12 protein-coding genes are annotated in these 12,516 nt (G+C 72.3%); 6 read left to right on the forward strand and 6 right to left on the reverse strand.

All coding sequences use genetic code 11. The features are described 5' to 3' along the window. Positions 1 to 228: hypothetical protein (locus DQW85_RS41385; protein WP_205315805.1), on the forward strand; the 228-nt coding region annotated here is incomplete at its 5' end. 24 nt (positions 229 to 252) lie between these two features. On the opposite strand, the gene DQW85_RS41390 is transcribed toward DQW85_RS41385, so the two are convergent. The 6 genes from DQW85_RS41390 to DQW85_RS41415 form a co-directional block, all read right to left on the reverse strand. Continuing rightward, positions 253 to 1,419: a lipid-transfer protein gene (locus DQW85_RS41390; protein WP_420819221.1), complete on the reverse strand. Its 1,167-nt coding sequence runs from the start codon at positions 1,417 to 1,419 to the stop codon at positions 253 to 255. A gap of 225 nt (positions 1,420 to 1,644) precedes the next feature. Then, complete coding sequence (locus tag DQW85_RS41395; protein WP_113705196.1) at positions 1,645 to 2,052, reverse strand: MaoC/PaaZ C-terminal domain-containing protein; 408 nt, start codon at positions 2,050 to 2,052, stop codon at positions 1,645 to 1,647. After that, on the reverse strand, positions 2,052 to 3,023 hold the full coding sequence (locus DQW85_RS47840; protein WP_113705197.1) for a bifunctional MaoC family dehydratase N-terminal/OB-fold nucleic acid binding domain-containing protein: 972 nt from the start codon (positions 3,021 to 3,023) through the stop codon (positions 2,052 to 2,054). The genes DQW85_RS41395 and DQW85_RS47840 overlap by 1 nt, the downstream gene beginning before the upstream one ends. After that, entirely contained in the window at positions 3,020 to 4,174 is a 1,155-nt protein-coding gene (locus tag DQW85_RS41405; protein ID WP_113705198.1) for an acyl-CoA dehydrogenase family protein, read from the reverse strand. Before DQW85_RS41405 ends, DQW85_RS47840 begins: the two co-directional genes overlap by 4 nt. Then, entirely contained in the window at positions 4,174 to 5,139 is a 966-nt protein-coding gene (locus DQW85_RS41410; protein ID WP_113705199.1) for an acyl-CoA dehydrogenase family protein, read from the reverse strand. Before DQW85_RS41410 ends, DQW85_RS41405 begins: the two co-directional genes overlap by 1 nt. Further along, positions 5,139 to 6,815, reverse strand: coding sequence for an AMP-binding protein (locus DQW85_RS41415; protein WP_113705200.1), 1,677 nt, complete (start codon positions 6,813 to 6,815; stop codon positions 5,139 to 5,141). The genes DQW85_RS41410 and DQW85_RS41415 overlap by 1 nt, the downstream gene beginning before the upstream one ends. A 241-nt stretch (positions 6,816 to 7,056) precedes the next feature. Between DQW85_RS41415 and DQW85_RS41420 the strand changes: the two genes are divergently transcribed. The 5 genes from DQW85_RS41420 (at position 7,057) to DQW85_RS41440 (ending at position 12,500) form a co-directional block, all read left to right on the forward strand. Next, positions 7,057 to 7,653: a TetR family transcriptional regulator gene (locus DQW85_RS41420; RefSeq protein WP_113705219.1), complete on the forward strand. Its 597-nt coding sequence runs from the start codon at positions 7,057 to 7,059 to the stop codon at positions 7,651 to 7,653. 310 nt (positions 7,654 to 7,963) lie between these two features. Next, positions 7,964 to 8,899 carry an NADP-dependent oxidoreductase gene (locus tag DQW85_RS41425; protein ID WP_113705201.1) on the forward strand — a complete coding sequence of 312 codons (936 nt, stop codon included), beginning with the start codon at positions 7,964 to 7,966 and terminating at the stop codon, positions 8,897 to 8,899. A gap of 168 nt (positions 8,900 to 9,067) precedes the next feature. Beyond that, a complete protein-coding gene (locus tag DQW85_RS41430) occupies positions 9,068 to 10,069 on the forward strand; it encodes a sigma-70 family RNA polymerase sigma factor (RefSeq protein WP_113705202.1) in 1,002 nt (333 codons plus the stop codon). A 43-nt stretch (positions 10,070 to 10,112) separates the two neighbouring features. Further along, positions 10,113 to 11,228, forward strand: a complete 1,116-nt coding sequence (locus DQW85_RS41435; protein WP_113705203.1) for a steroid 3-ketoacyl-CoA thiolase — start codon at positions 10,113 to 10,115, stop codon at positions 11,226 to 11,228. Between the two features lie 246 nt (positions 11,229 to 11,474). After that, positions 11,475 to 12,500 carry an MBL fold metallo-hydrolase gene (locus DQW85_RS41440; RefSeq protein ID WP_113705204.1) on the forward strand — a complete coding sequence of 342 codons (1,026 nt, stop codon included), beginning with the start codon at positions 11,475 to 11,477 and terminating at the stop codon, positions 12,498 to 12,500. The last annotated feature ends 16 nt before the right edge of the window (positions 12,501 to 12,516 follow it).

A 12,516-nucleotide genomic window follows, 5' to 3' on the forward strand; every position in this document is an offset into this window, starting at 1 on the left:
GCCCGCACGCTCGCCACGTTCAGGTCGCCGTCCGGCGGCACCGCCCCGCGCAAGCCGGGCCCGCGCAGGCCGGGCCCACGCCCCACGCCGGCGTCACGCAAGCAGCCCCGGGGACGTCCCCGCCAGGACCGGCACCACGACTGGGCGTGGGAGGTGGTCGGCTTCCTGCTCTGCGTGGCGATCGCGATGATCGTGTTCTTCGCGATGCCCACGATCATCAGCCCCTGATCCGGGTACCCAAGGCCACCGCCGTCAGGCGGCCGAGAGGATCAGGCCACTGGTGGGGACGCCCGTGCCCGCGGTGACCAGGACGTTGCGCACGCCCGGGAGCTGGTTGGCCGAGGTGCCCCTGATCTGGCGGACGGCTTCGGCGATGCCGTTCATGCCGTGGATGTACGCCTCGCCGAGCTGGCCGCCGTGCGGGTTGACCGGGAGGCGCCCGTCGAGCTCGATGCCGCCGTCCCGGACGAAGGCGGCCGCCTCGCCCCGGCCGCAGAAGCCCAGCTCCTCCAGCTGGACCAGGACAAACGGGGTGAAGTGGTCGTACAGGATGGCGGTCTGGATGTCGCGCGGGCCGAGCCCCGACATCTCCCAGAGGCGCCTGCCCACGACCGACATCTCGGGCAGGCCGCTCATGCCATCCCGGTAGTAGCTGGTCATCATCATCTGCCCCTCCCCCGCCCCCTGGGCCGCGGCCGTGATCACGGCTGGAGACCTGCGCAGGTCGCGGGCGCGCTCGGCGGAGGTGACGACGAGGGCCACGGCCCCGTCACTCTCCTGGCAGCAGTCGAACAGGCGCAGAGGCTCCACGATCCACCGCGACGCCTGGTGCTCCTCCAGAGTGAGCGGCCGCCCGTGGAACCAGGCGGCGGGGTTCGAGGCCGCGTGCCGGCGCATGGCGACGGCGACCCGCCCGAAGTCCTCGGAGGTGGCGCCGTGGACATGCATGTAGCGCCGGGCGAACATGGCGACCCAGGCGGCGGGAGTCATCAGCCCGAACGGCACGTGCCAGCTCATCTCCAGCCCCTGCGACGTCGGCAGGCCGCCCAGCCGTGCGTCGGGCTGCCCGAACCGCCTGCCGGAGCGCTCGTTGAAGGCCCGGTAGCACACGACCGTCCGGGCCGCCCCGGTGGCGACGGCCATCGCCGCGTGGGCCACGGTCCCGCACGCGGCCCCGCCGCCGTACTCGACCCGGGAGAAGAAGGTCAGCTCGCCGGCCCCGACCTCCCTCGCCACGGCGATCTCCTGGTTGGCGTCCTGGGTGTAGGTGACCATCCCGTCGACCTCGGCGGGATCGAGCCCGGCGTCGTCCAGGGCGGCGAACACCGCCTCTGCGGCCAGCCGCAGCTCGGACCTGCCTGAGTCCTTGGTGAACTCGGTGGCGCCGATTCCGGCTATCGCGGCTTTCGACTTCAGCAACGCGTGCTCCTTCTGCCATGCGTGTCTGCCATGCGTGTCCGGCTGTCATTCGTGTCAGGGCCCGGCACCGACAGGGAACCCCTGGGGCGGCCCGGAAGGCGCACGTCACGGCGCCCGGCCACGCACGCCGGAGGAGCGTTCCCCTGGACGGGGCCCGGCCACGGTCGGCGGGTGGGCCTTGCCTGGCCTGCCGTAAAAGATGGCCGTAAAAGATGGAGGTCCGAACTACTGAGGGAGGGTGAAGGTGACGGTGCCGGTGGCGTGGTCGCCCAGGCTGACCTTGCCGCGGACCTCCGCCGTGAACTCGGCACCGTCGTGCGCGACGATCGTGCCGTTGAAGCTCAGGCGGTCGCCCGCGTACGCCGGGACGCCCAGCTTGACGTTGATGCGCCTGATGACCGCCTCCGGCCCCGTCCAGTCGGTGACGTACCGTTCGACCAGGCCCATCGTGGTCAGGATGTTCAGGAAGATGTCCTTGGAGCCCTGCGCGCGGGCGCCTTCGACGTCGTGGTGCACCGGGGTGAAGTCCATGGTGGCCAGGGCGGTGGAGACGACCACCGTGGGCGTGAGGTCGATCGACAGTTCGGGCAGCACCGAACCGATCTCGACCTGATCTTCGGTCAGCGTCCGCATCACGACTCCCGTGGCACCCACAGCGGAAGGATCAGTTCGTCGTCCATTGCCCGGTACGTCACGCGCAACGACATACCGATACCCACGGCTTCAGGCGGGCAGTCCACTACGTTCCCCACGATCCGCACCCCTTCCGGCAGTTCCACCACCGCCACCACGAACGGCGCCGTCCGTCCCGGGACCGGCGGGTGGTGGTGGACGACGTAGCTGTAGACGGTGCCCTCTCCGGCCGCCGTGACGTACGAGCGGTTCGTGGAGCGGCACGCCGGGCAGACCGGTCCGGGCGGGTGGCGGAGCCGGCCGCAGTCGGCGCAGCTCTGGACGCGCAGCTCGCCGTGCCGCACGCCTTCCCAGAAGAACTCGGTGTCCCTGCTCACGGCCGGTCTCAGCGGGTACGGCCGACGGCCGCCCTCGCCCTGGCCGCCCTCGCCCTGGCCGCCCTGGGGGCCCGGCGCGGCACGCTTCCGGGGCCGGAACTTCAGCACCCGGAACATCATCTCCGCCACCGGCTCGTCCGCCTCGCCGTACCAGGTGACGTTCCAGGTGGCGAAGTAGCCCTCGCCCAGGGCGGTCCGCTTGGGCCCGGCCAGCCCGGAGAAGCGCGTGGCGGGCGTGAGCCGTTCGCCCAGCCGTACGTACCGGTGGTAGGTCTGCTCGCAGTTGGTCGCCACCACGCCCGTGAAGCCCTGGGCGTCGAGCTCCGCGAGCACGTCGTCCACCGGCGAGCGGTCCCTGCCCCTGGAGCGGACGCCCTGCATGGTCCACACCTGGGCCATCGCGGGCGGCGCGACCCCTTTCTCCAGGTACGCCGGGTTGGAGTCGCCCATCGCGTCCAGCCAGTGCCTGATCATGGGGGTGTTGACCGGGTCGGCGGCCGGGACGCCGCGGACCTCGCCGAGCGCGGCCTGCTTGTCGGCCAGCTCCCTGAGCTCCCGGTCCGTCGTCACTCCCGTGGCGGGCGCGCCGGTCATCGCGGCGGCCTCGGCAGGCCAAGGCCGAGCATGGCGATCAGCTCGCGCTGCACCTCGTTCACGCCGCCGCCGAAGGTCAGCACCACCGCGCCCTTGACCCCGTGGTCCACCCGTTCCATCAGCTCGGCCGTCTCGGGGTCCGACGGGTCGCCGTGGCGGGCCAGCACGTCGCCGACGAGCCGGCCGACCTCCTGCACCCGCTCCGAGGCGTAGATCTTGGTGGCCGAGGCGTCGGGGGCGCCCAGCCAGCCGAGGTCCATGTTCGCCGCGACCTGCCAGTTGAGCAGCTCGTTCGTGCGGAAGTAGGCGCGGACCCGGCCGAGCGCCCGCCGCACGTCCGGCTCGTCCACCAGCCCGGTACGGCGGGCCCAGGCGAGGAAGCGGTCGTAGGTCTGGCCGAGGTTCCCCGCGGGGCCGAGCGTCACCCGTTCGTGGTTGAGCTGGTTGACGATCAGGTCCCAGCCCTTGTCCACCTCGCCCACGACCATGTTCACCGGGACGCGGACGTCGCTGTAGTAGGTGGCGTTCGTGTGGTGGCGGCCGTCCATGGTGACGATCGGCGTCCAGGAGAAGCCGGGGTCGTCCGTGGAGGCGATCATCATGGTGATGCCCTTGTGCTTGGCGGCCTCGGGGTTGGTGCGGGTGGCGAGCCAGATGTACTGGGCGTAGTGGGCGCCGCTGGTGAAGATCTTCTGGCCGTTGACGACGTAGTGGTCGCCGTCGGGCACCGCGGTCGTGCGCAGCGAGGCCAGGTCGGTGCCGGCCTCGGGTTCGCTGTAGCCGATGGCGAAGTGGCACTCGCCCGCCAGGATGCGCGGCAGGAACGTCTCCTTCTGCTCCCGCGTGCCGTACTGCATCAGGGTGGGGCCGACCGTCTGGAGCGTGATGAGCGGGTACGGCACGCTCGCGCGGGCGATCTCGTTGGCGAAGATCTGCTGCTCAAGGGGGCCGTAGCCGGCTCCGCCGTACTCCTTCGGCCAGCCGAGGCCGAGCTTGCGGTCGCGCCCGAGGCGGCGGCAGTGCTCCATGTACATCTCGCCGAACGGATCCTCGGCGATCTTGGCGCGCTCGTCGTCCGTGAGGCAGCTGCGGAAGTACTCGCGCAGCTCGTCGCGGAGCCTGCGCTGGTCAGGGGTGAGGTCGATCAGCATCAGACGAGCGCTCCGATCAGGTCGAGCTGGGCGTCCTGGCCGCCGAGCAGGTGCGACAGGTGCTTGGCGTGGGAGAAGTAGCGGTGCAGCGGGTACGTCACGTCGAGGCCGAGCCCGCCGTGCAGGTGCTGGCAGGTGTAGAGGGCTCTGAACGCCTCGCCGACGTGGAGGGCGGCGACCGCCACGTCCTCCTCGGCGGGCAGGCCCTCGCCCAGCCGCCAGGCCGCCGACCACATCGCCACGTCCAGCGCCCGCCCCGCGACGTACACGTCGGCGATCTGCATGGTGACGGCCTGGAACTCGGCCAGTACCCGGCCGAACTGCCTCCTGGTCCTGATGTACTCGGTGGTCAGCTCCAGCGCTCCGGCGAGCACGCCACTGGCCTGGGCCGCCACGGCCAGCGTGAAGAGCTGCCGGACCGCCGGGACCGCCTCGGCGCCCGCCACGCGTTCGGCGGGCGTCCGGTCGAGCACGATGGTGGCGGCCGGCTCTCCGGTGGAGGTGAACTCCGGGCTCGCCTCCGGGGAGGTGACGAGGAAGACGCCCGCGTCGGCGCTGACCAGCGCGGCCGGCTCCAGGTACGGCACCTGCGTCTTCCTGCCGGTCAGCACCCAGCTCCCGTCCGTCCTGTCCGCCCTGGTGACGGGCGGGTCGGCGAGCGCCCTGCCCGGCTCTCTCAGCGCGATCGTGGCGGAGCGCTCCTGCTGCGCCCGCGTGCCGTACGTGCTGAGCGCGAGAGAGCCGGCCAGGGCCGGCAGCGCGGGGACGGCCGCGGCGCGGGCTCCCACCTCGCGGAGCACGACCGCCATCTCGACCGGGCCCAGCCCGGCGCCGCCCGCCTCCTCCGGCACGCACACGCTCAGCAGCCCGGCCTCGCGGAGCCTGTCCTCGCCGGCGTCCTTGGCGAGGAGGTCCGCGGCCAGTTTCCTCAGGTCTTGCTGGGTCTCGTCCAGGTTGAAATCCATCAGCCCTCCAGTAGGTGTCCGCGTCCGTTCCTGACGAACTCGTCCTCGATCGCCTTGACGTCCTCCTCCTTCAGCGGACGCCAGCCCGTGCCGGTGCGCCACCAGACCGGGTCGGGGGTCCGCCAGGCGTCGCGGACGAGGTGGCGTTTGACGACCTTGTGCGAGGGGGTCTCCGGCAAGGCCGAGCAGATCCGGATATATCGAGGTACGGCCTTGACGCCGAGATCGCGGCGGGACGCCAGGAAGGCGGCGAACAAGGCGGCGAACTCCGCCGGAGCGAACGGCGCGGACATGACGAGCGCGCCCATGATCTGGTCGCCCGCGACCGCGTCCGGCACCGGGTAGACCGCCGCCTCGACCACGCCGGGAAACTCCCGCAGCGCCGCCTCGATCGGGGCGACGGCGAGGTTCTCACCGTCCACCCGCAGCCGCTCCGTGCCGCGCCCGGCGAAGAACACGTACCCGCCGGCGTCGGCGTATGCGAGGTCGCCCGACCAGAACTCTCCCGCGCGGATCCGCTCGGCGTCCGCCTCCGGGTCGTTGTAGTAGCCGTCGAACAGGCCGGCACCCGTCGCGTTCACCAGCTCGCCGATCGCCTCGCCCGGGTTGAGCAGGCGGCCGTCCTCGACGATCGCCGGAGGGCAGCGCTCGCCGGTCGCCGGGTCGCGGATCTCGACACCCTCGGGCAGCCGGCCGAGGCAGCCTGGGGGCCCGGTGGGGTCGGGGGTCAGCGCGATCGCCGTCTCCGTCGAGCCGAACGCGTCGATCACGTGGCAGCCGAACCGCTCGCCGAACCTCCGGACGGCCGTCGCGCTGCCCTCGTTGCCGAACGCGAGCCGCAGGGGGTTGTCGGCGTCGTCAGGCCGTTCCGCGGTGGCCAGGACGTAGGAGAGGGCCTTGCCGACGTAGTGGAGGTACGTGCAGCCGTACCTCCTGACGTCGGTCAGCAGGCCCGACGCCGAGAACCTCCGCCGCAGCGCGAGCGCCGCCCCCGAGGCCACGGCCGGGGCGTAGGCGGCCATCACCGCGCCGGAGTGGAACAGCGGCATCGAGCAGTAGACCACGTCCCCGGGAGCGAGCAGCGCGGCCAGGCTCCGGCCCGGCACGGCGATCTTCCGCTGGGTGATCCGCACCGCCCGGGGCCGCCCCGAAGTGCCCGAGGTGAAGATCAGCATCACCAGGTCACCCGGTCGTGTGTCGCTGCCCGGCTTCCCGCCCAGGTCCCCGCCCAGCTCCCCGCCTGGCTCCGTGACCGGCTCCCCACCCGGTCCAGGCGGGCTCGCCCGGGAGAGGGCGGCGCAGGGGATGCCCAGGCCGGCGGCCAGGCGGCGGCCCACCTCCTCGTACGGATCGTCGCAGAGCAGCAGGGCGACGTCCGTCGCGGCGGCGTCGCGGGCCAGCTCGGCGGGCGAGCGGGTCGGGTTCAGCGCGACGACCACGTGCCCGGCGAGCGCTGCCCCGCCCACCAGGAACACCAGCTCGGGCACGTTGTCGCAGAGCACGCCCACGTGGAGGGGAGTGGCATGCGCCGCCGCATGAGCGTCGAGCCAGGTCGCGGCGGCCAGGCACGCGGCGACGTGCTCTCGCCACGACCAGACCCGGTCCTCGAAGTACAGACCGGGACGGTCGTCGCCGGCCCTGGCGAGGAGCAGAGCGGCGAGCGTGTCCTCGGGCATCGCGCCTCCAACAAGCGCTCGGTCAACCGATCCGCAAACTAGAACAGATTCTAATAATTGTCCAGTAGCCCCCAATGCCATAAGTCGCGATATATGCGTGTAATGCCGTAGACATGGGGGTATGCGGCACCCTTTGTGACTGGCAAGTAACAAGCCGCGCGGCCGAGAAATCAGATAACGTGTTCTTATGCGTACTCCGCACGCGGCCATCGCCGCGCCCTCCAGCGACACCGAGGGGACCATGGAGAGCCACTCCACGTCCGGCGGGCACAGCGTCCGTACGCGTAGCCAGCACCAGCGCCGCAAGCGCATCGTCCAGGCCGCGGCCGCCCTCGCCTCGCGCGGCGGCGTCGAGGCGATGCAGATGCGCACCGTCGCCGAGCGGGCCGGCGTCGCGCTCGGCACCCTCTACCGCTACTTCCCGTCCAAGATGGACCTCGTCGTCGCGGTGGTGGGCGAGGAGATCGACCTCCTGGAGAGCAGCATCGAGCGCCGCCCGCCGAGCGCGTCCACCCCGGCGGGCCGCGCGGTCGACGTCCTCATGCGCGCCACGCGCGGCCTCATGCGCGAGCCCGAGCTCGCCGACGCCCTCATTCGCTCGCTGATCCTGGCCGAGGTCGAGACCCCGTTCGGCGACCGGATGACGGGCCTGCTGCTCCGCGTCTCCGCCAACGGGCCGGGAAGGGAGCAGGCCACCGAGGAGCAGGTCGCCCTTGCGGGCTCCCTGTCGAGCATCTGGGTCCACGAGCTCCTCGAGATGCTCCGGGGCCGCCGCACCTACGACCAGATCCAGCGCCGCATCGACATCGCCGCCTCCCGCCTCCTCACCGACCTTTGATCTCCAGCCCCTCACGGCACCTGATCTCCAACCCTTCACGGCACACCTGGTCTCCAGCCCTCACGGCACCTGATCTCCAGCCTTCACGGCACCGCCGAGGAGGGCCCACCCACCGCACGTGCCCGGCGACTTCCAGGGAGACGCCCGCTGACCCGCGCGTGGCGGGCCGCGACACGGCGCCCTGTGAGCCACCCAAGGCCGGCGCCGCCACCAGCGGCGCATGCGACCCGTGCTGGCTGGATCTTTACGGACATTGGCCATTGGGCCACTCGCGGGCGTGTCCCGCCACCGGCAGGCTGGCCTCATGAAGATGCGCGCGATCAGCCAGGACACCCTGGGCGGTCCCGAGGTGCTGAAGACGGTCGAGGTGGACAGGCCCGAGCCGGGGCCGACCGAGGTGCTCGTGCGGGTGCGTGCCGCCGGGGTCAACCCCACCGACTGGAAGCACCGGACCAACGGCGGGCTGCTGGGGCCGCCGCCGTTCACGCTGGGCTGGGACGTCTCGGGCGTGGTCGAGGCCGTCGGCCTGGGCACCACCATCCACAAGCCGGGCGACGAGGTCTTCGGCATGCTGCGCTACCCGCTGGGGCATGGGGCGTACGCGGAGTACGTGACGGCGCCCGCGCGGCACTTCGCCCGCAAGCCCGCGGGCATCGACCACGTGCACGCCGCCGCGATCCCGCTCGCGGCGCTCACCGCCTGGCAGGCGCTGGTCGACACAGCGGGGGTGCGGGCGGGCAGCCGGGTGCTGGTGCACGCGGCGGCGGGCGGCGTGGGGCACTTCGCCGTACAGATCGCCAAGGCCCGCGGCGCCCATGTCATCGGCACGGCCAGCGCCGCCAAGCACGACTTCCTGCGCGGCCTCGGCGCGGACGAGTTGGTCGACTACCGCGCCCAGGACTTCGCCGAGGTGGTGCGCGGCGTGGACGCCGTGATCGACACCATGGGCGGCGACTACGGCCCGCGCTCCCTGCGGACGCTGCGCGAGGGAGGCACGATCGTCTCGCTCACCCTCTCCCTCCTGGACCCCGGCCTGGACGAGGAGGCCGCGCGGCGGGGCATCCGCTCGGCGGCCATGCTGGTCGAACCCGACCACGCCGCACTGCGCGCGCTGGTCGCCCTGGCGGAGGCCGACCGGCTGCGATCCGAGATCGCGGCCGTGCTGCCGCTGGCGGACGCGGCCAAGGCACACGAACTGGGCGAGTCCGGCCACACCACCGGCAAGATCGTCCTCACCGTCCCCTGACAGGCCCAGCCGGTGCCGGCCACGACCCTGACCTCGGCACCGGGCTCCGAGGCCACTCCGGGGCGCGTTGGGTGGGTTCGACGCCGGTCGGGCGGTTGTCACCCACAAGGACCGGCCCCGTCCCCGCGAACTCATCGCTTTGTCAGTGGCGCCGCATATACAGGGGGTATGACCGACAGGCCACCGAACGAGGACTTCCTCAAGCTGGCTGACCCGCTCCGGCGCGAGTTGCTGGCGCACTGCTACCGCATGCTCGGCTCGGTGCACGACGCCGAGGACCTGGTCCAGGAGACCTATCTGCGCGCCTGGCGCGCCTACGACGGCTTCGAGGGGCGCTCTTCGCTGCGCACCTGGCTCTATCGCATCGCCACCACGGCCTGCCTCACCGCGCTCGACAGCCGCGGCAGGCGGCCGATGCCCACGGGGCTGGGCGCGCCGAGCGCCGAGGCGACCGCGCCCCTGACCGAGCGGTCGGAGGTGCCGTGGCTGGAGCCCGTGCCCGACGCGCTGGTGGGCGCGGGCGCCGAGGATCCCGCCCTGATCGTCACCTCCCGCGAGAGCATCAGGCTGGCGCTCATCGCAGCACTGCAGCACCTGCCTGCGCGGCAGCGGGCGATCCTGATCCTGCGCGACGTGCTCAAGTGGCGGGCCGCCGAGGTCGCCGAGGTGCTCGAGACCACAACCGCGGCCGTCAACAGCGGCCTGCAGCGCGCCCGCACCCAGCTCAGCCAGGTGTCGCCGAGCCCCGACGACCCGGTCGAGCCGCTCCCGCAGGACCAGCAGGAGCAGCTCGACCGCTATGTGGCGGCCTTCGAGAGCTATGACGTGGCGGCGATCGTCGAGCTGTTCACGAAGGACGCGATCTGGGAGATGCCGCCCTACCCGACGTGGTACCAGGGGGCCGAGACGATCGGCAGGCTCATCGAGGTCAACTGCCCTGCCAAGCAGCCTGGCGACCTGCGGCTCGTCCAGATCTCGGCGAACGGCCAGCCGGCGTTCGCGATGTACTTCCGGCAGGGTGACGTTTATCACGCGTTCGGGCTGCCGGTGCTCACCGTGACAGCGAGAGGTGTCAGCCATGTCGCGATGTTCTTCGACCTAAACCTGTTCGACACGTTCGACCTGCCCCGAACGCTCCCCGAGGGGCGCCGCTCTTCCGCGAAAAAGTAGAACGGGTTACAGTCTGCTCCGGAGCTTAGTTCTGGAGGCGACTGTGGGCACACCGGTGATCGTCGAGGCCGTCCGCACTCCCATCGGCAAGCGCGCGGGCTGGCTGGCCGAGCTCAAGCCCCAGCAGGTGCTCGCCACCGCGCTCAACGGGCTGGTCGAGCGCTCCGGCGTCGATCCCGCGCTCGTCGGCCAGGTGTTCGCAGGGTGCGTGACGCAGGCCGGCGAGCAGGGCGGGCACGTCGGGCGCCATTCCTGGCTGTACGCGGGGCTGCCGCACCAGACGGGGGTCACCACGGTCGACGCGCAGTGCGGGTCGTCCCAGCAGGCCGTGCACCTGGCGGCGGCCATGATCCGCGCCGGCGTGATCGACGCGGGCGTCGGCTGCGGGGTCGAGGTCATGAGCCGGGCGCCCCTCGGGAGCAACGTGCTGCCGGCCAGGCCCAGGCCCGACGACTGGAGCATCGACCTGCCCGACCAGTTCACCGCCGCCGAGCGGATCGCGGCCCGGCGCGGGCTGACCAGGGAGCGGCTCGACTGGTTGGGCGTGCGGTCGCAGCGGCTGGCGGCCAAGGCGTGGGCCGACGGGCGCTTCGACCGGGAGATCGTGCCGGTCGGGCAGGTGACGCGCGACCAGGGCCTGCGCGAGACCACCGCGGAGGTGCTGGCCGGGCTCAGACCGGTGCGCGAGGGCGCCCTGCACACCGCGGGCACGTCGTCGCAGATCTCCGACGGCGCCGCCGCCGTGCTGGTGATGAGCGAGGAGGCGGCCCGGGCCGCCGGACTGCGGCCGAGGGCCCGAATCCTCGCCCAGGCCCTGGTGGGCGCGGAGCCGTACTATCACCTCGACGGGCCGGTGGACGCGACCGCCAAGGTGCTCGCCGCGGCCGGGATGACGGTCGGCGACATCGACAGGTTCGAGGTGAACGAGGCGTTCGCCTCGGTCGTGCTCTCCTGGGCGAGCGTGCACGAGCCCGACTTCGACCGCGTCAACGTCAACGGCGGCGCCATCGCGCTCGGCCATCCGGTGGGCGCCACCGGGGCCAGGCTGCTCACCACGGCGTTGCACGAGCTGGAGCGCTCGGACTCGGCGACCGCGCTGGTCACGATGTGCGCGGGCGGCGCCCTGGCCACCGCCACGATCCTCGAACGCGTCACCTGACCTGCCAGGACCCCGCCGCCGCACCGGAAACCGGGTCTGGGGCACGTGGCGGTGGCACGTGGCACGTGGCACGTGGCACGCCAGGGTCCCGACCCCCGTCCGCCGCCGCGCCTGGACCCCGCCCAGTTCCGCCGCCAGGCCAGAGACCATGCCCTCGTCCTGGCACCTGCTGGAAGTCCCTTCCCGTCTCCCGCCGATCTCCGCCACACTCCGACCACCACTCGCACGATCGACGGGGGACCGCCCATGAGGAAGACACGACGCAGGCCGTACTCGGAGCAGCGGCCTCGGGATCTGGGCGGCGGGGTGTCGAGCGTGCCGGTGCCCATCCCCGGCAACCCCCTCGGCTATACGCTCGTCTACGCCGTCGACTCCCCCCGCGGCCCGGTGCTGGTGGACGCCGGTTGGCACCATCCGGACGCCTGGGAGGCGCTGCGCGGCGGGCTCGGCGCCCTCGGGATCGACGTGACCACCGTCCAGGGCGTGGTCGTCACCCACTTCCACCCCGACCACGCCGGGCTGGCGGGCCGGGTGAGAGAGGTCTCGGGCGCCTGGATCGCGATGCACGAGGCCGACGCCGCGCTGGTGCGGCTCATGCGCGGCTTCGCCGACGGCGACCACCGCGGTTTCCAGGCCGACATGCTCAGGCGGGCGGGCGCCGGCCCCGGCGACATGGTCGCGGTGTCGGCGGACCGCCCGCGGGCGCCCACGCAGCCCGACCGCGAGCTGGGCGACGGCGACCTGATCGACCTGCCCGGCCGCGAGCTGCGCGCCGTCCACACCCCCGGCCACACGCCGGGCCACATCTGCCTTCACCTGGTGGACGCCGGGCGGCTGTTCACCGGTGACCACGTGCTGCCCGACATCACCCCGCACGTCGGCGTCTATCCCTATGATCGCGACGACGTGGACCCGCTCGGCGACTTCCTGGACTCCCTGGACCGGGTCGGTGAGCTGGGGCCGCTGGACGGGCTCCCGGCGCACGAGTGGACATTCCCTGATGTGGCGGCGCGGGCGGCCGAGATCCGCCGGCATCACGAGGAGAAGCTCGTACGGCTCGCCGCCCTGCTCGCCGAACGGGCCGAGCCGCTGACCATCTGGGAGGTCGCCGCGATGATGACCTGGAACAGGCCGTGGGCAGACCTGTCCCCCGTGCCGCGGAGCATGGCGGCGGGCGAGGCCGCCGCCCACTTGCGCGCTCTGGAGGCGAGTGGCCGGATCCGGCGCGTCTCCGGGCTCGATACGGTGCGCTTCCAGGCCCTAGAATCCTAGACATCCGATGTCTAGG

This window comes from Nonomuraea lactucae (genome assembly GCF_003313395.1).
Lineage (GTDB): Bacteria > Actinomycetota > Actinomycetes > Streptosporangiales > Streptosporangiaceae > Nonomuraea > Nonomuraea lactucae.

Coding starts and splice junctions, on each gene's coding strand:
- DQW85_RS41395 (WP_113705196.1), bottom strand. CDS start 2,052: ATGCGGACGCTGACCGAAGATCAGGTCGAGATCGGTTCGGTGCTGCCC.
- DQW85_RS47840 (WP_113705197.1), bottom strand. CDS start 3,023: ATGACCGGCGCGCCCGCCACGGGAGTGACGACGGACCGGGAGCTCAGG.
- DQW85_RS41405 (WP_113705198.1), bottom strand. CDS start 4,174: ATGCTGATCGACCTCACCCCTGACCAGCGCAGGCTCCGCGACGAGCTG.
- DQW85_RS41410 (WP_113705199.1), bottom strand. CDS start 5,139: ATGGATTTCAACCTGGACGAGACCCAGCAAGACCTGAGGAAACTGGCC.
- DQW85_RS41415 (WP_113705200.1), bottom strand. CDS start 6,815: ATGCCCGAGGACACGCTCGCCGCTCTGCTCCTCGCCAGGGCCGGCGAC.
- DQW85_RS41420 (WP_113705219.1), top strand. CDS start 7,057: ATGGAGAGCCACTCCACGTCCGGCGGGCACAGCGTCCGTACGCGTAGC.
- DQW85_RS41425 (WP_113705201.1), top strand. CDS start 7,964: ATGCGCGCGATCAGCCAGGACACCCTGGGCGGTCCCGAGGTGCTGAAG.
- DQW85_RS41430 (WP_113705202.1), top strand. CDS start 9,068: ATGACCGACAGGCCACCGAACGAGGACTTCCTCAAGCTGGCTGACCCG.
- DQW85_RS41440 (WP_113705204.1), top strand. CDS start 11,475: ATGAGGAAGACACGACGCAGGCCGTACTCGGAGCAGCGGCCTCGGGAT.